We start from the raw sequence: 19,049 nt of genomic DNA on the forward strand, positions 1-19,049 counted from the left end.
TGGTCGACATTGCCGCGAAGCGCGGCAAGGTTCAACCCATGCGCACCCGCACAATAAGGGCAGAAAGCGCAAAGAACAGGGCGGCTGCACAGACAATGCTTGGCCCTGTGGGGGTGTCATAGGCGAATGATCCCCAAAGTCCAAGCGCCACCGATACCACCCCAATCAGCGAGGCCAAAATGGCCATCCCTTCTGGGTTGCGGGCCAAGGGCCGTGCCGCTGAAGCGGGGATGAGCATCAATGCAATGATCAACAGCGCCCCCACCACCTTGATGGCCACAGCCACGCTGATGGCAAGTGCAAGGGTCAGCAGCATATTCTCACGCCGTGGCGCAATGCCACTGGCATGGGCCAATTCAGGCGACAGCGTCACAGTCAACAGCGCCTGCCAACGGCTGAGGATCAGCACCAAAACCACCGCCGCGCCAAGCCAGATCACCGCCAAATCAGCACGGCTAACTGCCAGGATGTCACCAAAAAGATAGGCCGATAAATCGGCACGCACCCCTTTGGTCAGGCTTACGGCCACAAGGCCAATGGCAAGCGCCGCATGGGCGAAGGTGCCAAGCAAGCTGTCAAGACCGAGTGAGCGTTCCGATAGGCTTGTCACCATCAAGGCCACGATCAGGCAGATCACCAGAACCCCTGTGAAAATCGACAGGTTCAACGCAAGCGAGATGGCAACCCCCAATAGTGCGGCATGGGCCGTGGCATCGCCAAAATAGGCCATGCGCCGCCAAACCAGAAAACAGCCCAAAACACCCGCAACCACAGCGACCCCGACCCCCGCAAGGGCGGCGCGGATCATGAAATCATCCAGCATCATTGCACCTTTTCGGGGCTATGGTCGCGGCTGTGAGCATGGCCGTGATCGTGGTCGTGATCATGGCTGTGGCTATGTTCATGCCGATACAGGGCCAATGCCCCATGCGTGCCCGTTCCAAAAAGCGCGCGATATTCAGGCGCGCTTGCAACTGTTTCGGGGCGGCCTTCGCAGCAGATATGCCCGTTGAGGCAAATCACCCGATCCGAGGCACTCATCACAACGTGCAATTCATGGCTGACCATCAAAACCGCACAGCCCACCTCGCGCCGCAGATCTTCGATTTGGGTGTAGAAGGCGGCAGAACCCGGTTGATCCAGCCCTTGTGTGGCTTCGTCCAAAATCAACAATGTCGGGCGGTCAAGAATGGCGCGGGCCAACAGGACACGCTGAAATTGCCCCCCTGACAATTCGGTCATCTGCCGCGCGCCCAAATCGGGCAAACCCGCTTGATGCAAGGCGGTTGCAATTTCTGCGGGGCTGTGACGGCGCGGCATCGACAAAAACCGCGCCACAGTCACAGGCAGGCTGCGGTCAATATGCAGCTTTTGCGGCACATAGCCTATGCGCAAATTTTCGGCCCGTGTGATTATGCCCCGCTCAGGCTGCAACGCCCCAATCAAGGCGCGTAAAAGCGAGGTTTTCCCCGATCCGTTCGGCCCCACGATTGTAACGATTTCACCAAGAGCAATCTCAAAATTCACATGATCCAACACCACGCGCCCCGCTTGGCTCAGGCGCAGATTTTGGGTTTTGATCAGGGGCCGTTTTATAGGTGCGTTCATGGCCGTGCCTCGCGGCAGGCGGGGCAGAGCCCTTCCAATTCGACCGAACTGCGTTCAACCGCGAAGCCCAAATTTTTTGCCTCGCTCACCAGCCCCAATTCTGCCTCAGGCCCGCCCGTTTCTGCAACCATATCGCAGTTGCGACAAATCATGAAGGCAGGCATATGCGCCCCCTCATCGGGCAGGGTGCAGGCGATATAGGCGTTTAGGCGCTCAATGCGATGCGCAAAGCCATGGCTGACCAGGAAATCAAGCGCGCGATAGGCCACAGGGGGTTGGGCATTCTGCCCCTCGGCCGAAAGTCGCGCCAGAATATCATAGGCCCCAAGGGCGCGATGCTCCTCAAGCAGGATTTCCAAGACACGTTTACGCTGCGCTGTCAGGCGCAGGCCTTCTGTGGCGCATCGTGCTTCGGCGGCGGCAAGCGCCGAGGCGATGCAGCCTTGATGGTCGTGGTCGTGGAATTGGTTTTGCGACATTGGCGCGCATAACCTTTCATGTTGCCGATTTTCAGTATTGATATGTTATAACATATCTACTAACTCTCACCCCGTTCTAATCATGAGGGTGCGCTGATGTCTATGAGATTCTTACTTGGCACAGGTGTGATTTGCGCCTTTTCAGCGGCAACGCCGTCTGCGGCGGTCGCAGAGGTGCCGAGGGTTGTAACAGATATCGCCCCCGTGCATTCGCTTGTGGCACAGGTCATGGCGGGGGTCGGTGTGCCTGATTTGTTGATCGACCAAGCCACAAGTCCGCATCACTTTGCCTTGCGCCCCTCTCAGGCGCGCGCGCTGCAAGAGGCTGATTTGGTGATCTGGATTGGGGCGGGCCTGTCACCTGCCTTGTCGGGGGCGATTGCTGATCTTGCGGGGGCGGGGAAAGAGATGGCGCTTTTGTCGGTGCCGCAGACGGATCTCCTGCCCATTCGCGAAGATGTGCGTTTTGAGGCGCATCGCTACGATGATCACGATGATCACGGCCATGATGACCAAGGTCATGATGATCATGAAGATGAGGGTCACGAAGACCATGCGCATGATGACGCGATTGATCCCCATGCGTGGCTTGATCCTGACAATGCCGCCCTGTGGCTGACTGCGATTGCCGAGGAATTGGCGGCGGCAGACCCCGACCATGCACAGACATATCTCAGAAATGCCGAAAACGCCGCGCGGCAGGTGGAAGATCTCGCGGATCAAATCGAGGCGGATTTTGCGGCAACGCCGCCGCCCGCCTTCATCGTGTTCCACGATGCTTATCAGTATTTTGAAGATGCGTTTGATATTTCCGCGCAAGGGGCCATTAGCCTGTCAGATGCAAGCTCCCCTTCGGTGGCGCGCCTGTCTGAAATTCGCAGGATTGTGGCCGAGCAGGGGGTTGAATGCCTGTTTGCAGAGCCACAATTCGACCCAGATATCCTGAGCGCCGTGGCCGATGCGGCCCCTGTCTCAATCGCGGTGATTGACCCATATGGCGGGCATATCCTCGCGGGTGTCGATCTCTACCCCGCGCTTTTGCAGGATTTGGCGACAGGTATTTCGGGCTGCAAGGGCTAATGGCCTAGCTTAGGCCAAGCCGCTTTTTGAGGCTGCGCTTCCAGCGGAACATCAGATGGACGCGCCGCGCATGGCGCAAATCCGCTGGGGTGACGGCGGGGCGCTTGGTGACCGCAATGCGGCGCAAGATCGTCAGGCTGCCTGCGCGTGCCTCAATTTTGAAATCGGAATTATGGGCGAGGAATGTGTCAATCGCCCATCCTACGCCGGGGAATGCCGCGCCGTGATCATGCAGGGCAATAACGCCACCTTTGGTGACGCAATCGGCCCATTGCAAATCAACAGTGACGTAATAGTGACGATGGTCGCCATCAATGAAAACGAAATCAAACATCTGCCCTGACGCGCGGGCAGGATCGATGAAATCTTGGGTCACACCTTTCCAAAAGGTGACCAGATTGGGGTCAATCCCCGCCGATATCAGGTTGCGGGTGATGATATTTTCTTGATCGGGGTAATAGGTCAGCGGATCAATCACAAAAAAATCTGGGCGGGCATCGGGCGCGTATTGTCCCATCATCTCTTTCAATGTGCCGCCCGCCGCGGTGCCAATTTCCAAATGCGCTCCTGAAAATGCGGAATTTTTCAAGGTTTCCATCAAAACTGCGCGCTCTTCTGCGGTGCATTCGGATTCAAGCGTGGTCGCGCTAGGTCTGGCCATTGTGATATTTCCCCGTAAATCTTGTCTGCGGCATTGCGCGAATATGGCAACAAGTCAAGCGTGCCACCCTTGCAGCCCCTGTCCTGCAAGACTAAGACTCTTGGTAACACTTCGATGATACAGCGCCAAAACAGCAATTAACCCCAGTTGAGGATGCACCATGAAAGATCCGATTGATACCTACATGAACACGCTTGTGCCTATGGTGGTCGAGCAAACCTCGCGCGGGGAGCGGGCCTATGACATTTTCTCGCGCCTGCTGAAGGAACGGATCATTTTCATCTCTGGCCCCATCCATGACGGCATGTCGAGCCTGATCGTGGCGCAGCTTTTGCACCTTGAGGCCGAAAATCCCTCAAAAGAGATTTCGATGTATATCAACAGCCCCGGTGGCGTGGTGACATCTGGCCTGTCGATCTATGACACCATGCAATATATCAAACCAAAGGTCTCGACTTTGGTGGTGGGGCAGGCGGCCTCGATGGGGTCGCTTTTGCTAACCGCAGGTGAGGCGGGCATGCGCTTTTCTCTGCCCAATAGCCGCATCATGGTGCACCAGCCCTCCGGCGGGTATCAGGGTCAGGCGACCGATATCATGATCCATGCACAAGAGACGCAAAAGCTGAAAGATCGATTGAACCAGATCTATGTGAAACATACGGGCCAGAAGTTCGAAAAAGTGGTCGAGGCGCTTGAGCGCGACAATTTCATGGATGCTGAACAAGCCAAGGCTTGGGGTCTGATTGACCAGATCGTGGAAAGCCGCGCAGCCTTGGAAGAGAAATAAGAATGGCACGGGCGGGGCAGATATGACCTCGCCTGATGCAATTTGGCGTTGTGGTGGCGGTTTTGCTGTTCTACGCTATGAGCCAAAGATGAAACAGGCGCAGATAGTTTGCGGCAGGGGCCGTTCCTGCCGAACCGTTCGAAGGTGATTGAGATGGCAGATTCCGCCAGTGGCGACTCGAAAAATACGCTTTACTGCTCTTTTTGCGGCAAAAGCCAACACGAGGTTCGCAAGCTTATTGCAGGCCCGACAGTGTTCATTTGCGATGAATGCGTTGAGCTTTGTATGGATATCATTCGGGAGGAGACGAAATCCTCAAGCTTGAAATCTACTGACGGCGTGCCAAGCCCGCGCGACATTTGCGCGGTTCTCGATGACTATGTGATCGGCCAAGAGCATGCAAAGCGCGTGCTGTCTGTTGCGGTTCACAATCACTACAAACGCCTGAACCATTCGGATAAATCCGAGATTGAATTGGCGAAGTCCAATATCTTGCTGATCGGCCCGACTGGCTGCGGCAAGACCCTCCTTGCGCAAACCTTGGCGCGGATATTGGACGTGCCGTTCACGATGGCTGATGCAACCACCCTGACCGAAGCGGGTTATGTGGGTGAAGATGTCGAAAACATCATTCTCAAGCTATTGCAGGCCTCTGAATATAACGTGGATCGTGCGCAGCGCGGCATCGTCTATATTGACGAGGTTGATAAGATCACGCGCAAATCTGACAATCCTTCCATCACCCGTGATGTATCGGGCGAGGGGGTGCAGCAGGCCCTTCTGAAAATCATGGAAGGCACGGTTGCCAGCGTTCCGCCCCAAGGGGGGCGCAAACACCCGCAGCAGGAATTTTTGCAGGTCGACACGACCAATATCTTGTTCATCTGCGGCGGCGCTTTTGCGGGTCTTGAAAAAATCATCGCGCAGCGTGGCAAAGGGTCGGCCATCGGTTTTGGCGCCGATGTCAAAGACAATGACAGCCGCGGTGTCGGTGAAATGTTCAAGGAACTTGAGCCAGAAGATCTGTTGAAATTTGGCCTGATCCCCGAATTTGTGGGCCGTTTGCCCGTGATCGCAACGCTGACCGATCTTGATGAGGCGGCTTTGGTCACGATTTTGACCGAACCGAAAAACGCGCTTGTGAAACAGTATCAGCGTCTTTTTGAACTGGAAGATGTGAAGCTGAAATTCACCGATGACGCCCTGAGTGCGATTGCCAAGCGTGCGATTGAGCGTAAGACGGGTGCACGCGGCCTGCGGTCAATCATGGAAGATATCCTGCTTGATACCATGTTTGAATTGCCAGGCGCGGAAGGCGTGTTGGAGGTTGTGGTCAATGATGAGGCCGTGACGTCAGACGTTCAGCCCCTGATGATCTACGCGGATCGCAAAAAAAATGAGGCCGCCTCCTCGGCAGGTTAAGGTTCAGCGCATCCAATAGCCTGCATTGCGCAGTCTGTTTCGAATAACCTGCTCCTTTCGGGGCAGGTTTTTTTGATCGAACAAGGCCCGCGCCTCACGCCCCTTTCTCTGCGCTGTCACGGGGCAAACCACCATGCTGCCCTTGGCAAGGCCCTTTCGCGCTGCGATAGAGGGGGCAGATAGCAAGGGAATAGGACAGGGGCAAATGGCGGCGATCATTTTCGACCTAGACGGCACGCTGATTGATGCGGCGCCTGATATTTGCGCCACCGCCAATACCGTCTTGGCCGAGGAGGGGGCCGCCCCCATCAGCCTTGATGAGACAAAGTCATTTATAGGCAATGGCGCGCGCGTCTTTGTCGAGCGGATGTCAAAGCTGCGCAACCTGCCTGAGGCGGGGTTTGAGGCGCGCCACCGCCGATTTCAACAGGTCTATGTCGAGGCGCATGATCACACCGTAATTTACGAGGGCGCAGTGGCCGCGCTTGATGATTTGCGCGCGGCCGGGCATCGTTTGGGCCTGTGCACCAATAAACCGCTGCTGCCCACGCAATCGGTTTTGGCGCATTTCGATCTGGACGGCTATTTCGATCATGTCATCGCAGGCGATAGCCTGCCGCAGCGCAAACCAGATCCCGCCCCTTTGCAGGCCGTGATTGCGGCGCTTGGGGTTTCGCCTATGATCTATGTGGGCGATAGCATGACCGATGCCCTGACCGCCAAATCGGCAGGCGTGCCGTTTTTGCTCTACACGGAGGGCTATAATCATGGCCGCTTGGCCGAGATGGAGCGCGCTGCAACCTTCAGCCATCACCGCGATATGGCCGCGCAAATTCAGGCAATTTTGGCCTGTGAGGCCTAAGCCAAACCACCAATTCCATGAGGGGGAAAATGGTGGGCGACCCTGGAATCGAACCAGGCATGGGTCTCCCCGGCGGAGTTACAGTCCGCTGCCGCACCTTGCAGCACGTCGCCCGACGCGAGAGGCGGGATAGCCGCCACAGGCCTCAGGGTCAAGGGCAAATGCGCGCTTTTGGCTTGCAGTTTTTCGCGCAGAGTGATCAAGGTCAGCCATGGCAAAAAAACCAATATGGGTGGTGGAAAAGGAACGCGGCGCAAAGGCGGCTGCGGCCGCTACGATTTGGCTGTTTGGACTGCACGCGGTGCGAGATGCGCTGATGAATCCTGCGCGGCAGAAATTGCGCCTGATTGTTACCAAAAACGCACATGACAAACTGGCCGATGCGATTGCAATGGCCGCGATTGAGCCAGAATTAGTGGATCCGCGCAAATTCAACGCGCCGCTTGATCCGCAATCTGTCCATCAAGGGGCAGCCCTCGAGGTTAAGGCGCTCGATTGGGGCAGTCTGGCTGATCTGGCGTTGTCGGATGGTCACGGGCCCGCGCGGCTGTTGCTGCTGGATCGGGTCACAGACCCGCATAATGTCGGTGCAATCCTACGCTCGGCCGAAGTTTTCGGCGCGCGTGCGGTGATCGCCCCCGCCCGCCATGCCGCGCCCGAAACAGGCGCGCTTGCCAAAACGGCCTCGGGCGCGTTGGAGCGGCAACCCTATCTGCGGGTCAAAAACCTTGGCGATGCGATAGAAGAACTTAAGGCGATGGGGTATATCTGCCTCGGCCTTGCAGGCGAGGCTGAGGATGAGATTGACAGCATCGCAGATCAATATCGGGATCGCCCCCTTGCCTTGGTTCTCGGGGCCGAGGGGCCAGGATTACGGGAACGCACCCGCGAGTTGTGCGACCATTTGGTCAAAATCCCCTTTTTGGGCGAGTTTGGATCGCTCAATGTCTCAAATGCGGCGGCAGTCTCCCTATATGCGGTAAGAGCAAAACCGTAATGAGGAGGGGGTGCCAATGCCCCATGATCGCAAAATTGCCACCTGCTGCTATTGCGGGCGGCGCACGGTTCTGGAACTAACCGCCCGAGGTGGGCATTAACTGGCCTGTGGATCATGTGGCGCGCCTTTGCATGAAATGAAGGCGCTGAAACCCCCAAGCGGGTCAGCGAAATATGCGCTGCCAAAACCGCGCCCCGCTACAGAATTTGGCCAAGGACGCAAGAAATCCGCTCAGAAGAAAAAGAAGAAGCTTTGGAAAAAGGCCTTTGGCGAGATTTTTGATCTGGTCGAAGACATCCTCGACTGATCTCACAAATTCGTGGGCGGGTCTTTTTCGCGCGCTGTGCATTCATATCTTTAACACATGCCAACGTGGCTTCGGAACGCCATGTTGGCCAATGTTACTGTCCCTCGTTCCGTACCTTATCGCCTGCGCGCCTTTGGCCCGCAGGCGTTTTTTTCAGCGGTTGGCTTTCTCGGAAATCCCGCTTTGGCTTGTGCGGCGCTCAAGCTCTGTAAGGACGTCTGAGAGCGCAACATCGCGCGCGGCAAGCATGACCATCAAGTGATAAATCACATCGGCGGCCTCCCGCGTCAGCGCCGCCTTGTCGCCCTTTACGGCCTCGATAATGGCTTCAACCGCCTCTTCGCCGAATTTCTCGGCGGCTTTTTCGGGACCTTTAGACAGAAGTTTTGCTGTCCAACTGCTTTCAGGATCGGCGCCTTTGCGGGCTTCAATCGTTTTCGCCAATTGGATCAGAATATCACTCATGTCAGCCTCATTGGGATGCCTGCCTTGGCCATATGCGCCTTGGCTTCGGCAATCGTATAGGTTCCGAAATGAAAAATCGAGGCGGCTAAAACCGCACTTGCCTTGCCGATGGTCACCCCTTCGACCAAGTGATCCAAATTCCCCACCCCGCCTGAGGCGATCACGGGCACATTCACCGCGTCAGAAACCGCGCGGGTGAGGGGCAGGTTAAAGCCCGATTTAGTGCCGTCCCGATCCATCGAGGTCAGCAAAATCTCGCCTGCGCCTTTTTGGGTGACCAGTTTTGCGAATTCCACCGCATCAATCCCCGTGGGTTTGCGCCCACCATGGGTAAAAATCTCCCATTTGCCTGGGCTGACGGTTTTGGCGTCAATGGCCACGACAATACATTGGCTGCCGAATTTATCTGCCGCGCGGGCCACCACATCGGGGTCTGCTACAGCCGCGGAATTAAAGCTGACCTTATCGGCGCCTGCCAGAAGCAGATTGCGGACATCTTCCACTGTGCGCACCCCACCACCTATGGTCAGTGGCATGAAACATTGCTCCGCGGTGCGGGTGGCCAGATCATACATGGTGCCGCGGTTTTCATGCGTGGCATGGATGTCTAGGAAACACAGCTCATCCGCGCCTGCCTCATCATAGGCGCGGGCTTGTTCGACAGGGTCGCCTGCATCAATCAAATCCACGAAATTCACACCCTTCACCACGCGGCCATCGGCCACGTCCAAGCAGGGGATGATCCGTGTCTTGAGCATTACGCGCCCTCACGCAACGCGGCCAAGGCCGCCGCTAGATCAATCGCGCCATCATAGAGCGCGCGGCCCGAAATCGCGCCTGCAATTACGCCTGTGTCGCGCAATGCGATAAGATCAGCCAATGATGACACACCGCCCGAGGCAATCACAGGCAGTGTGGTTGCGCGCGCCAAGGCCTCGGTCGCCTCGATATTTGGGCCAGCCATTGCGCCATCGCGATTAATGTCGGTGTAGATAATCGCGGCCACGCCTGCATCCTCAAAGGATTTGGCCAGATCGGTCACCATGATATCGGTTTCTTCGGCCCAACCACGGGTGGCCACACGGCCCTCGCGTGCGTCCAAACCCACAGCGATTTGATTGGGGAAGTGGCGCGCGGCTTCGCGCACCAAATCGGGGTTTTCCACGGCCACGGTGCCAAGAATGACCCGCGATATGCCGCGCGTAAGCCACATCTCTATCGTGGCCATGTCGCGGATACCCCCGCCAAGCTGCGTTGGCACATCGACATCCGCCAAAATTGCCTCAACCGCAGCGCCATTAATGGGCGTGCCTGCAAAAGCCCCATTAAGATCAACCAAATGCAGATATTCGCACCCCGCGTCCACAAAGGCGCGCGCTTGCGCGGCAGGGTTGTCGTTGAACACGGTCGCTTGTTCCATTTCGCCTTTGTAAAGGCGCACGGCCTGTCCATCTTTAAGGTCAATTGCGGGATAAAGGATCATCTTATTTTTGGTCTTTCTAAGCGAGATTACGGCGCCCAATTGAGGAAATTTGCAATCAGGCGCAACCCCGCCTCTTGGCTTTTTTCCGGGTGAAACTGCGTGCCGATCACATTGGCATGGCCCACAATTGCGGTGACATCGCCGCCATAGTCACAATGGGCCAAACGATGGGCGGGGTCGCGCATCTCCATGTGATAGGAATGCACGAAATAGGCATGCGCGCCTGTGGCGATACCCTCTAAAACGGGGTGATGTTGGTCGATGACCAGATCATTCCACCCCATATGTGGCACTTTGAGGGCGAGATCATTAGGTGCGATCTTGCGCACATTGCCCGCGACCCAGCCAAAGCCTGTGACGGTTTCATATTCATGGCCCTCATTGGCCAACATTTGCATCCCCACGCAAATGCCCAAAAAGGGAATAGCGCGTTTGGTCACCGCTTCGACGATCGCCTCCTCCAGCCCGTCAATCGCGGCGAGGCCGCGGCGGCAGGCGGGAAACGCCCCATCGCCTGGCAAGACGATACGGCTGGCTGTTGCAACATCCTCGGGGCGGTTGCTGACCCGCACCATGCCTTGGCCCGTTTCGCGCGCCATGCGTTGAAAGGCTTTTTCCGCCGAATGCAGATTGCCGCTGTCGTAATCAATCAGAATGGTGGTCACGGCGATTACAGCTTGCCCTTGGTGGAGGGGATTGCGCCGGCACGGCGGGGGTCTTCTTCCACCGCTTCGCGCAGCGCACGGGCAACGGCCTTAAAGGCCGCCTCTGCAATGTGGTGGCTATTGACCCCGTCAAGCTGTGCAATATTCAGGGTGATCCCCCCATGGGTGGATAGCGCCTGAAAGAATTCGCGCAGAAGTTCGGTGTCGAATGTGCCGATTTTTGGGGCTGTCATGGCCACATTCCATACCAGATAGGGTCGCCCCGACAGATCAAGGGCCGCCCGCACCAAGGCATCATCCATCGGCAAAAGGCAGGCACCGTAGCGGCGAATCCCAGCCTTGTCGCCAACAGCCTCGGCAATTGCCTGACCAAGCGCGATCCCGCTATCCTCGACTGTGTGGTGGTCATCAATGTGCAAATCGCCCTGCGCGCGCAATGTGATATCGATCATCGAATGGCGAGCCAGTTGTTCGACCATGTGATCAAAAAAGCCGACCCCTGTTTTCACATCATAGGCACCAGTGCCATCGAGATTGATCTCAACCTCAATGGATGTCTCGGTCGTGCTGCGGCTGATCTTTGCGCGGCGCATGGGGCATATCCTTATCGTGTGCTGTGTCACAGGGGGCTTATAGGCGGATGTGGCTTTCGTGCCAAGCCCGCCAATGCGCGGGACAAATTTACGCGATGTGTCGGTTCTGACACGCAAATCTCGGGCAGATGCGTCCTTTTCCGCCCATTGGTTCGGGGCTCTCGGAAAACCAGAGCGAAATTAATATTTGATCACTTGCCCCATCACCTTAAATTAGCTTCCATCACACCGTTAATTGTCTAGGGAGGACATCGGATGAAACACACGCACAAACTGGCCTTTGCCTTGGCCCTGCTCGCAAGCCCCGTTGCGGCGCAAGAGCAGCTTTCCATCGCCACAGGCGGCACGGGCGGCGTTTTACTATCCCATGGGGGGTGGTTTGGCTGAGGTGATCAACAATTACGTTGATGGGTATTCTGCAACAGCCGAAGTGACCGGCGCATCAGTCGAAAATATGGGCCTTGTGGCCACAGGGGACGCGGATCTGGCGATTGGCTTGGCCGATACTGTGTTTCAGGCGCAATCAGGCACAGGTCGCTTTGAAGGTCAGCAGCTTGAGATGATCCGCGGCGTTGCGGTTCTTTACGCAAACCTCGTTCAGATCGTGACCTTGGCCGATAGCGGCATCACCACGCTTGATGATCTGGTGGGCAAGCGCGTGTCAGTCGGCGCGCCCGGTTCGGGCACCGAAGTTAACGCAGAGGCTATTTTGACCGCCAATGGCATTTCCTATGATGACATTGACGAGCAGCGCCTGAACTTTAACGAAACCGCAGATGCATTGGCTAATGGCGATATTGATGCAGGTTTCTTCTCGGTCGGTGCACCAACATCGTCAATTCTGAACCTTTCCACTACCAATTCGATCCGCATGATTGCCCTCAGCGAAGAAGAGATTGCTGCGGCACAAGCGGCTAATCCGATTTTCGCCAGCGCCGCACTGGCGAGCGGCATTTATGAGGGTGTTGATGAACCGGTACCCGGTCTGGGTATTCCCAACGTCTTGGTTGCTTCCTCTGAGATGAGTGATGACACTGTTTATGAGATCACCAAGGCGATGTTTGAAAACGTCGCAGATCTACGCGCCGTGCATCCTGCTGCAAATCAGACTGAGATCAGCTTCACATTGTCGGCCTCTCCGATCCCGCTGCATCCTGGTGCAATTCGGTATTACGAAGAAACAGGCGCAACAATTCCTGACCGTATGCGCCCCTAATGTTAGGGCGTAATGCAAAGGGGTGGCGCATCTGCGCCGCCCCTTTTTTCTCTTTGATCGCAGGGGTGGCGCTGTTCCTATTGCCGCAGACCAGTCGCGCTACATCGCTTGAGGTGAGTTTGGCCGAGACTGGCACTTTATTGGTCGAAATTGTCCTGCCTGACCCCGCAGAATGGTGCGTGTTGTGGCGGCATTCCGTCAAAGGGTTTGAAGTGCAAGATTGCTACGCGATGCAGAACGGGCAAATGGTGCTTGTTTGGTCGCATCTGCCAGATTTTGCCGCGGGTCTTGACCATATCATTGGCCGGGGTCGACAAATCTCTGACGGGCAGGGCGGTTATATCATTGAAGACATTAACGAGCCTGTAGCAGGCAATGCCTATATCTTGAGGCCGGGTTCGATGACGGTGGATCACCGTATCCACGCGGGCGCGACTGAAATCTCGCTCTCGCGCATGGCAGAACATCAGCGGGTGCGCATTGCGCTGATCCCGTAACGAAAAAAGGATTTGGGGTATGGCAGATCAGATCGACATCACGGATATTGGCCCAAAAGACGCGGCTGAACCAAAATTGATCCTGCGCTTAATCGCAGTGGTGGGCATCGCGTTGTCGCTGTTTCAGCTTTACGCCGCGGGTGTTCAACCTTTGGGGCTGTTCTATCAAAGGCCCATCCATTTGGGTTTTATCCTTGTTCTGTGTTTCTTGATCTATCCGCCCCGTGGCCGCGCCAAAGGGCGCAGTCCCTCAGAATATGCGATAGACGGCCTTCTCATTTTCGCCTCCATAGCGGTTGGGGCTTGGGTGCCTGTGAACATTGACACAATCGCAAATCAAATCTTTCCCCGCGACATCGATGTTGCAATGGGGGTTTTGACCGTTCTTTTGGTGCTTGAGGCTGCGCGCCGCGCGGTGGGTTGGGTGATGATGGTGATCGCGGGCGTGTTCTTGCTCTATGCCTTTGCGGGATCGCGCGGAGAATTGCCGTTTTTGGCAGATTTCATGCCCGGTATCCTTAACCATCGTGGCTATTCCTTGGATCGCTTGGCCAGCCAGATGACTTTGGGGGCTGAAGGAATTTATGGCATCCCCTTAGGTGTGGCCGCGACATTTATTTTCGTATTCGTTCTCTTTGGCGCTTTCCTTGAGGTGACGGGCGCAGGCAAATTTTTTATTGATCTGGCCTATGCGACAACAGGCCGTCAGCGCGGCGGGCCTGCCAAGGCGGCGGTTGTCGCCTCTGCGGGGATGGGGTCTATCTCGGGATCGGCCATCGCCAATGTGGTCACAACTGGGGCCTTCACAATCCCCCTCATGAAAAAACTGGGCTATCGCCCTGCCCAAGCAGGCGGGGTAGAGGCCGCTGCCTCAACGGGCGGGCAGATCATGCCGCCCTTGATGGGGGCAGGCGCCTTTTTGATGAGCGAATTTACCCAATTGCCCTATGTTCACATCGTGTTGGTGTCGATTTTCCCGGCCTTTCTCTATTTTGGGGCCGTCTACCTGCTTGTGCATATCGCGGCTGTCAAACAGGGGATGCGAGGCTTGACTGCTGCAGAACTCCCCAGCGTGCGCCAAGTGATGCGCGAAGGGTGGCATTTCATCTTCCCGCTTGTGGCGCTCATCTTTTTATTGGTGGCAGGATATTCACCGATGCGGGTGGGGTTCTACGCGATTGTGGCGGTAATGGCGGCGGCAGCGGCACGCGCGCTTTGGACATTTTCAAGGGACGCGCCCAGTGTCGAAGGCTTTTTCGCCCTGTGCAAACGTGGCGGGGCCTTGACCCTTGAGGCGCTTGAACTTGGGGCGCGCAACGCGGTTGCCGTTTCAGTCGCCTGCGCCGTGGCGGGGGTGATTGTGGGGGTTGTCGGGCTCACAGGGTTGGGTCTGAAATTCTCGGCCATGATGTTGGCCTTCTCAGGCGGTAATCTGTTCTTGGCGTTGATCCTCGTGATCTTGGCCTCCTTGATCCTTGGCATGGGCCTGCCTGTCACCGCGGCCTATATCGTTTTGATTATCTTGGTCGGCCCTGCCTTGACCACGGAATTTGGCGTTCCACTGTTGATCGCGCATTTGGTTGTGTTTTGGTATAGCCAAGACAGCAACGTCACTCCACCTGTCGCATTGGCAGGGTTTGCAGGCGCGGCCATTGCAGGATCAAAACCGATGGAGACCAGTTTTCAGGCGTGGAAATACGCCAAGGGCCTCTATCTGATCCCGCTCTTCATGGTCTATAATGATGAGATCATCCTTGGTGGCCCGCTGCATATGGTCATTTTTGCAGGCATCTTGGCGCTTGCGGGGATTGTGGCCTTTGCCGCCGTTCTCGAAGGGTTCCTTTTTACCTCAATGGCGCTTTGGCACCGTGCGGCGCTGATCCCTGCGATTGTTGCGGTCTTTTGGTCATCGGCCATGGTTGAGGCGCTCGGTCTTGTCGCGATCCTTGTCCTTTTGGGGCTTAACTGGTGGCAGGCCAAACAGCACCCCTATCAGGCAAAAACCTAAGCGGTTGGGTCTAATCATGACACAAGAAAAAACCCTCTCGAAATCGAGAGAAATTTTTTCTGAAATCTTCGATTTTGAAGATTGGAGCGGGCGATGAGATTCGAACTCACGACCCTTACCTTGGCAAGGTAATGCTCTACCCCTGAGCTACGCCCGCTCTTTGAAGAGGGGTTCTATGACCATGGATCGGGGTTTGCAAGGGGGAAAGTCCACAATGCGCGCGTTTTTTTTTACGCCATTTGACATGCGCATTTTTGATCTGATTTTAGGCTAGGAAAATCCCCGCCACAAGGCCGTGGCCACAGGGCGGGGGATGTTGCGGCACTATCCACAGCGCCGCAACAATCTCTTAGGCCTCGAACTCGATAAGAAGGTCTTTTGCGTCAATTTGTGCGCCGGGGGTGACATGCACAGATTTGATTCGACCATTGCGTTCCGCGTGCAGGCCTGTCTCCATTTTCATCGCCTCGATGGTCAGCAAAAGATCGCCTGCCTTGACCTCGGCCCCGTTTGACACGGCAATTGAGGCCACAACCCCCGGCATGGGCGCACCGATATGGGCAGGGTTGCCGCCTTCGGCCTTGGCGCGTTTGGTGCTGCTTGCGGCGGCTTTGCGGTTTGGCACGCGGATGGTGCGGGGTTGGCCGTTCAATTCAAAGAAGACTTTGGCTTCGCCTTCTTCGTTGGTGTCCCCGACCGCTTGCAACTGCACAACCAGCGTCACACCTGGGTCAATTTCGACTTCGATTTGCTCGCCAACATCCATCCCATAGAAAAAGGTTTTTGTAGGCAAGGTGCGCACAGGGCCGTAATCGGCGTGACGCATGGCGTAATCGGTAAAGACCTTGGGATACATCAAATAGCCGTTAAGGTCTTCATCATCGACCGCCTCATCAAGTGTAGCTTCCAATTCCTTGCGCGTGGCCTCTAGATCAACGGGGGGCAGATGCTTGCCGGGCCGTTCGAAATTTGGTGCCTCGCCTTTGAGAACCTTCGCCACAATTGCAGGGGGGAAGCCACCATGCGGTTGGCCCAAATTGCCGCGCATCATGTCGATCACGCTATCGGGGAAGGAGACGTCTTTCTGCGGGTCTTCAACATCGGCGCGGCTCAGACCTTGGGACACCATCATAAGGGCCATATCCCCGACCACTTTGGAGGATGGCGTCACTTTGACAATGTCGCCGAACATTTGGTTCACATCCGCATACATCTGCGCCACTTCGTGCCAGCGTTCTTCAAGGCCCATGGAGCGCGCCTGTGCCTTGAGATTGGTGAATTGGCCACCTGGCATTTCGTGCAAATAGACCTCGGATGCAGGGGCCTGTAGCCCTGATTCAAAGGCCAAATAATGAGCGCGCACCGCCTCCCAGTAGTCTGAAATCTCGCGGATTGCCGCGATGTCCAGACCTGTGTCGCGTTCGGTATAGCGCAAGGATTCCACAATCGTGCCAAGGGTCGCTTGGCTGGTATTGCCCGATAGGGCATCCATGGCACAATCGACCGCATCAACACCTGCCGCACTGGCCGCCAGAATGGTGCCAGAGGCAACACCTGCCGTGTCATGGGTGTGGAAGTGGATGGGCAGATCAACCGCATCCTTCAAGGCGGGGATCAGCACCGATGCCGCGGCTGGCGTCAACAATCCCGCCATATCCTTTAGGCCCAAAACATGCGCCCCTGCGGCCTCAAGCGCGCGGGCCATATCGACATAATATGTGACGTCATATTTCGCGCGATTGGGGTCAAGGATGTTGCCCGTGTAGCAAATCGTGCCTTCACAGATTTTGCCCGTTTCACCGACCGCATCCATGGCCACGCGCATATTCTCAACCCAGTTGAGGCTGTCAAAGACGCGAAAGACATCGACACCCGACTGCGCCGCCTGTTTGACGAAACTTTGCACCACATTGTCAGGGTAATTCGTATAGCCCACACCATTCGAGGCGCGCAAAAGCATCTGTGTCATGATGTTGGGCATTTTCGCACGAATATCGCGCAGGCGCTGCCATGGGCATTCCTGCAAGAAACGATAGGCCACATCGAATGTCGCCCCGCCCCAACATTCTACGCTGAACAGCTGCGGCAGTTTCTCGGCATAGGCAGGGGCCACTTGAATCATATCATGCGAGCGCATCCGTGTCGCAAGCAGCGATTGGTGGCCATCACGCATGGTTGTGTCAGTGATCAAAAGCCGTGTTTGATCTTTCATCCATTTGGCAACCGCAAGCGGGCCTTCACGCTCAAGCAGCTGCCTTGTGCCATCGGTGACAGGATCGGTTCCCACACGCGGCGCGCGCGGTGGTTTAAGATCAGCCGCAGGGCGGGGGCGGCCAACCGTTTCAGGATGCCCGTTCACCGTAATATCCGCGATATAGCGCAAGATTTTGGTTGCGCGGTCGCGGCGCGGCGCAAAGTCAAAAAGTTCTGGCGTGGTGTCGATGAATTTCGTTGTATATTCGTAATTCAAAAATGTTGGGTGCTTGAGCAGGTTTTCGACAAAGGCGATATTGGTCGAAACCCCGCGAATACGAAATTCGCGTAAGGCCCGATCCATGCGTGCAATCGCGGCCTCGGGAGTGGGGGCCCATGCCGTCACCTTTTCCAAGAGGCTATCATAATAGCGCGTAATGACCGCGCCCGAATAGGCCGTTCCGCCATCAAGGCGGATGCCCATCCCTGTTGCCCCGCGATAGGCGGTGATGCGGCCATAATCAGGAATGAAGTTATTGGTCGGGTCTTCGGTTGTGACGCGGCACTGAATGGCATGGCCCGAAAGCGTGACCTCATCTTGCGCCGCCACGCCCATGGCCTCGAGCAGGGTTTTGCCTTCGGCAATCAAAATCTGGGCGCGCACGATATCAATGCCCGTGACCTCCTCGGTCACAGTATGCTCCACTTGCACGCGCGGGTTTACTTCGATGAAGTAGAAATTCCCGCTTTCCATATCCATCAGGAATTCGACAGTGCCCGCGCATTCATAGCCCACATGAGCCGCAATTTTGCGGCCAAGTTCGCAAATCTCGCTACGCTGTGCCTCGGTCAGATAGGGGGCAGGGGCGCGTTCTACGACCTTTTGGTTGCGGCGTTGCACCGAACAATCGCGTTCATAGAGATGATAGATATTGCCATGGCTGTCGCCCAAAATCTGCACCTCAACATGGCGCGCGCGGGTGATCATCTTTTCGAGATACCCCTCGCCATTGCCAAAGGCGGCTTCTGCCTCGCGGCGGCCTTCGCGGATTTTTGTTTCAAGTTCGTCTTCGCCAAGGATGGGGCGCATTCCGCGTCCGCCGCCCCCCCATGAGGCCTTCAGCATCAATGGATATCCAATTTTGCGCGCGGCCTCGCGGGCGCGATCCATGTCATCGCTCAAAACTTCGGAGGCTGGGATCACGGGCACCCCTGCCGCAATCGCCACCTGCCGTGCGCTGGCCTTGTCACCCAAGGCGCGCATCGTGTCGGCTTTGGGGCCGATAAAGGTGATACCTGCCGCGGCGCAAGCCTCGACAAAATCGGGGTTCTCGGACAAAAGCCCGTAGCCTGGATGAATGGCATCAGCCCCTGCCATCTTGGCCACTCGAATAATTTCAGGGATCGACAGATAAGCCGCAACAGGCCCCAAACCTTCGCCCACCTTATAAGCTTCGTCTGCCTTAAAGCGGTGCAGCGACAGCTTATCTTCCTCGGCATAGATCGCCACGGTGCGTTTTCCCAACTCATTGGCCGCGCGCATGATGCGGATGGCAATCTCACCGCGGTTGGCGATCAGGATTTTCTTGAATTCGGGCATGTCATGTCCTTGGGCTCTCAAAACGAAGGGAGGGGCAAGCAAGTTCAGGTCGCGCGGTTCGGCCACCTTTCACAAAACTTTTTATGATCTGTTCTAACGTCATTGCTGCAAAGCAGCATTAACCGC

The 19,049-nt window shown here is 56.4% G+C and carries 20 protein-coding genes and 2 tRNA genes; 10 read left to right on the plus strand and 12 right to left on the minus strand.

Annotation, left to right across the window (positions count from 1 at the left end; genetic code table 11):
- Nucleotides 1-31: 31 nt before the first annotated feature.
- From AAC621_RS10425 to AAC621_RS10435, 3 genes are read right to left on the minus strand one after another with little or no spacing between them, the layout of a single operon-like run.
- Complete coding sequence (locus tag AAC621_RS10425) at nucleotides 32-823, minus strand: metal ABC transporter permease (RefSeq protein ID WP_340255306.1); 792 nt, start codon at nucleotides 821-823, stop codon at nucleotides 32-34.
- The gene (locus tag AAC621_RS10430) at nucleotides 823-1,608 is read right to left on the minus strand and encodes a metal ABC transporter ATP-binding protein (protein ID WP_340255309.1); all 786 of its coding nucleotides are present in this window, start codon (nucleotides 1,606-1,608) and stop codon (nucleotides 823-825) included. The genes AAC621_RS10425 and AAC621_RS10430 overlap by 1 nt, the downstream gene beginning before the upstream one ends.
- Nucleotides 1,605-2,087 (minus strand): Fur family transcriptional regulator, encoded by a 483-nt coding sequence (locus AAC621_RS10435; protein ID WP_340255312.1) that lies wholly within the window; start codon nucleotides 2,085-2,087, stop codon nucleotides 1,605-1,607. Before AAC621_RS10435 ends, AAC621_RS10430 begins: the two co-directional genes overlap by 4 nt.
- 96 nt (nucleotides 2,088-2,183) lie before the next feature.
- On the opposite strand from AAC621_RS10435, the gene AAC621_RS10440 reads away from it, so the two are divergent.
- Nucleotides 2,184-3,167: a zinc ABC transporter substrate-binding protein gene (locus AAC621_RS10440; protein WP_340255315.1), complete on the plus strand. Its 984-nt coding sequence runs from the start codon at nucleotides 2,184-2,186 to the stop codon at nucleotides 3,165-3,167.
- Nucleotides 3,168-3,171: 4 nt separating this feature from the next.
- Here the strand turns inward: AAC621_RS10440 and AAC621_RS10445 are convergent, their stop codons facing one another.
- Nucleotides 3,172-3,828, minus strand: coding sequence for a class I SAM-dependent methyltransferase (locus AAC621_RS10445; protein WP_340255318.1), 657 nt, complete (start codon nucleotides 3,826-3,828; stop codon nucleotides 3,172-3,174).
- 160 nt (nucleotides 3,829-3,988) lie between these two features.
- On the opposite strand from AAC621_RS10445, the gene AAC621_RS10450 reads away from it, so the two are divergent.
- The 3 genes from AAC621_RS10450 (at nucleotide 3,989) to gph (ending at nucleotide 6,899) form a co-directional block, all read left to right on the plus strand.
- Nucleotides 3,989-4,615, plus strand: a complete 627-nt coding sequence (locus AAC621_RS10450) for an ATP-dependent Clp protease proteolytic subunit (RefSeq protein ID WP_317655253.1) — start codon at nucleotides 3,989-3,991, stop codon at nucleotides 4,613-4,615.
- Between the two features lie 153 nt (nucleotides 4,616-4,768).
- Nucleotides 4,769-6,037: an ATP-dependent Clp protease ATP-binding subunit ClpX gene (clpX, locus tag AAC621_RS10455; RefSeq protein WP_340255321.1), complete on the plus strand. Its 1,269-nt coding sequence runs from the start codon at nucleotides 4,769-4,771 to the stop codon at nucleotides 6,035-6,037.
- A gap of 205 nt (nucleotides 6,038-6,242) precedes the next feature.
- Nucleotides 6,243-6,899 (plus strand): phosphoglycolate phosphatase, encoded by a 657-nt coding sequence (gph, locus tag AAC621_RS10460; protein WP_340255324.1) that lies wholly within the window; start codon nucleotides 6,243-6,245, stop codon nucleotides 6,897-6,899.
- A gap of 30 nt (nucleotides 6,900-6,929) precedes the next feature.
- On the opposite strand, the gene AAC621_RS10465 is transcribed toward gph, so the two are convergent.
- Nucleotides 6,930-7,013, minus strand: a tRNA-Tyr gene (locus AAC621_RS10465).
- A gap of 97 nt (nucleotides 7,014-7,110) precedes the next feature.
- Here AAC621_RS10465 and rlmB point away from each other — a divergent pair.
- Both rlmB and AAC621_RS10475 read left to right on the plus strand, forming a co-directional pair.
- The gene (rlmB, locus tag AAC621_RS10470) at nucleotides 7,111-7,896 is read left to right on the plus strand and encodes a 23S rRNA (guanosine(2251)-2'-O)-methyltransferase RlmB (RefSeq protein ID WP_340255327.1); all 786 of its coding nucleotides are present in this window, start codon (nucleotides 7,111-7,113) and stop codon (nucleotides 7,894-7,896) included.
- 127 nt (nucleotides 7,897-8,023) lie between these two features.
- Complete coding sequence (locus AAC621_RS10475; protein ID WP_340255330.1) at nucleotides 8,024-8,203, plus strand: hypothetical protein; 180 nt, start codon at nucleotides 8,024-8,026, stop codon at nucleotides 8,201-8,203.
- Nucleotides 8,204-8,356: 153 nt separating this feature from the next.
- Here the strand turns inward: AAC621_RS10475 and AAC621_RS10480 are convergent, their stop codons facing one another.
- The 5 genes from AAC621_RS10480 to hisB are packed head-to-tail and all read right to left on the minus strand — an operon-like array spanning nucleotide 8,357 to nucleotide 11,409.
- Nucleotides 8,357-8,668 carry a phosphoribosyl-ATP diphosphatase gene (locus AAC621_RS10480; RefSeq protein WP_340255333.1) on the minus strand — a complete coding sequence of 104 codons (312 nt, stop codon included), beginning with the start codon at nucleotides 8,666-8,668 and terminating at the stop codon, nucleotides 8,357-8,359.
- Complete coding sequence (gene hisF / locus AAC621_RS10485; RefSeq protein ID WP_340255336.1) at nucleotides 8,665-9,426, minus strand: imidazole glycerol phosphate synthase subunit HisF; 762 nt, start codon at nucleotides 9,424-9,426, stop codon at nucleotides 8,665-8,667. Before hisF ends, AAC621_RS10480 begins: the two co-directional genes overlap by 4 nt.
- On the minus strand, nucleotides 9,426-10,151 hold the full coding sequence (gene hisA / locus AAC621_RS10490; protein ID WP_340255339.1) for a 1-(5-phosphoribosyl)-5-[(5-phosphoribosylamino)methylideneamino]imidazole-4-carboxamide isomerase: 726 nt from the start codon (nucleotides 10,149-10,151) through the stop codon (nucleotides 9,426-9,428). Before hisA ends, hisF begins: the two co-directional genes overlap by 1 nt.
- A 26-nt stretch (nucleotides 10,152-10,177) precedes the next feature.
- Nucleotides 10,178-10,816: an imidazole glycerol phosphate synthase subunit HisH gene (gene hisH / locus AAC621_RS10495; RefSeq protein ID WP_340255342.1), complete on the minus strand. Its 639-nt coding sequence runs from the start codon at nucleotides 10,814-10,816 to the stop codon at nucleotides 10,178-10,180.
- Between the two features lie 5 nt (nucleotides 10,817-10,821).
- The gene (hisB, locus tag AAC621_RS10500) at nucleotides 10,822-11,409 is read right to left on the minus strand and encodes an imidazoleglycerol-phosphate dehydratase HisB (RefSeq protein ID WP_317655243.1); all 588 of its coding nucleotides are present in this window, start codon (nucleotides 11,407-11,409) and stop codon (nucleotides 10,822-10,824) included.
- Between the two features lie 255 nt (nucleotides 11,410-11,664).
- On the opposite strand from hisB, the gene AAC621_RS10505 reads away from it, so the two are divergent.
- From AAC621_RS10505 to AAC621_RS10520, 4 genes are read left to right on the plus strand one after another with little or no spacing between them, the layout of a single operon-like run.
- A complete protein-coding gene (locus AAC621_RS10505) occupies nucleotides 11,665-11,796 on the plus strand; it encodes a hypothetical protein (RefSeq protein WP_340255345.1) in 132 nt (43 codons plus the stop codon).
- 1 nt (nucleotide 11,797) lies between these two features.
- Nucleotides 11,798-12,625 carry a TAXI family TRAP transporter solute-binding subunit gene (locus tag AAC621_RS10510; protein ID WP_340256478.1) on the plus strand — a complete coding sequence of 276 codons (828 nt, stop codon included), beginning with the start codon at nucleotides 11,798-11,800 and terminating at the stop codon, nucleotides 12,623-12,625.
- The gene (locus AAC621_RS10515; protein ID WP_340255348.1) at nucleotides 12,625-13,122 is read left to right on the plus strand and encodes a DUF1850 domain-containing protein; all 498 of its coding nucleotides are present in this window, start codon (nucleotides 12,625-12,627) and stop codon (nucleotides 13,120-13,122) included. Before AAC621_RS10510 ends, AAC621_RS10515 begins: the two co-directional genes overlap by 1 nt.
- Before the next feature lie 19 nt (nucleotides 13,123-13,141).
- Entirely contained in the window at nucleotides 13,142-15,130 is a 1,989-nt protein-coding gene (locus AAC621_RS10520) for a TRAP transporter permease (RefSeq protein ID WP_340255351.1), read from the plus strand.
- Between the two features lie 82 nt (nucleotides 15,131-15,212).
- On the opposite strand, the gene AAC621_RS10525 is transcribed toward AAC621_RS10520, so the two are convergent.
- Together AAC621_RS10525 and AAC621_RS10530 are read right to left on the minus strand one after the other, a co-directional pair.
- Nucleotides 15,213-15,287: transfer RNA gene (locus tag AAC621_RS10525), tRNA-Gly, on the minus strand.
- A gap of 192 nt (nucleotides 15,288-15,479) precedes the next feature.
- The gene (locus AAC621_RS10530; RefSeq protein ID WP_340255354.1) at nucleotides 15,480-18,923 is read right to left on the minus strand and encodes a pyruvate carboxylase; all 3,444 of its coding nucleotides are present in this window, start codon (nucleotides 18,921-18,923) and stop codon (nucleotides 15,480-15,482) included.
- Nucleotides 18,924-19,049 lie beyond the last annotated feature (126 nt).

The sequence above is a fragment of the Roseobacter sp. HKCC-CH-9208 genome (genome assembly GCF_037805125.1).
In the GTDB taxonomy this organism is placed as follows: domain Bacteria; phylum Pseudomonadota; class Alphaproteobacteria; order Rhodobacterales; family Rhodobacteraceae; genus M30B80.

What these genes read in the sequence shown, in the direction of transcription:
- AAC621_RS10425 (WP_340255306.1), bottom strand. Translation starts at nt 823, where the DNA reads ATGCTGGATGATTTCATGATCCGCGCCGCCCTTGCGGGGGTCGGGGTC.
- AAC621_RS10430 (WP_340255309.1), bottom strand. Translation starts at nt 1,608, where the DNA reads ATGAACGCACCTATAAAACGGCCCCTGATCAAAACCCAAAATCTGCGC.
- AAC621_RS10435 (WP_340255312.1), bottom strand. Translation starts at nt 2,087, where the DNA reads ATGTCGCAAAACCAATTCCACGACCACGACCATCAAGGCTGCATCGCC.
- AAC621_RS10440 (WP_340255315.1), top strand. Translation starts at nt 2,184, where the DNA reads ATGTCTATGAGATTCTTACTTGGCACAGGTGTGATTTGCGCCTTTTCA.
- AAC621_RS10445 (WP_340255318.1), bottom strand. Translation starts at nt 3,828, where the DNA reads ATGGCCAGACCTAGCGCGACCACGCTTGAATCCGAATGCACCGCAGAA.
- AAC621_RS10450 (WP_317655253.1), top strand. Translation starts at nt 3,989, where the DNA reads ATGAAAGATCCGATTGATACCTACATGAACACGCTTGTGCCTATGGTG.
- clpX (WP_340255321.1), top strand. Translation starts at nt 4,769, where the DNA reads ATGGCAGATTCCGCCAGTGGCGACTCGAAAAATACGCTTTACTGCTCT.
- gph (WP_340255324.1), top strand. Translation starts at nt 6,243, where the DNA reads ATGGCGGCGATCATTTTCGACCTAGACGGCACGCTGATTGATGCGGCG.
- rlmB (WP_340255327.1), top strand. Translation starts at nt 7,111, where the DNA reads ATGGCAAAAAAACCAATATGGGTGGTGGAAAAGGAACGCGGCGCAAAG.
- AAC621_RS10480 (WP_340255333.1), bottom strand. Translation starts at nt 8,668, where the DNA reads ATGAGTGATATTCTGATCCAATTGGCGAAAACGATTGAAGCCCGCAAA.
- hisF (WP_340255336.1), bottom strand. Translation starts at nt 9,426, where the DNA reads ATGCTCAAGACACGGATCATCCCCTGCTTGGACGTGGCCGATGGCCGC.
- hisA (WP_340255339.1), bottom strand. Translation starts at nt 10,151, where the DNA reads ATGATCCTTTATCCCGCAATTGACCTTAAAGATGGACAGGCCGTGCGC.
- hisB (WP_317655243.1), bottom strand. Translation starts at nt 11,409, where the DNA reads ATGCGCCGCGCAAAGATCAGCCGCAGCACGACCGAGACATCCATTGAG.
- AAC621_RS10505 (WP_340255345.1), top strand. Translation starts at nt 11,665, where the DNA reads ATGAAACACACGCACAAACTGGCCTTTGCCTTGGCCCTGCTCGCAAGC.
- AAC621_RS10515 (WP_340255348.1), top strand. Translation starts at nt 12,625, where the DNA reads ATGTTAGGGCGTAATGCAAAGGGGTGGCGCATCTGCGCCGCCCCTTTT.
- AAC621_RS10520 (WP_340255351.1), top strand. Translation starts at nt 13,142, where the DNA reads ATGGCAGATCAGATCGACATCACGGATATTGGCCCAAAAGACGCGGCT.
- AAC621_RS10530 (WP_340255354.1), bottom strand. Translation starts at nt 18,923, where the DNA reads ATGCCCGAATTCAAGAAAATCCTGATCGCCAACCGCGGTGAGATTGCC.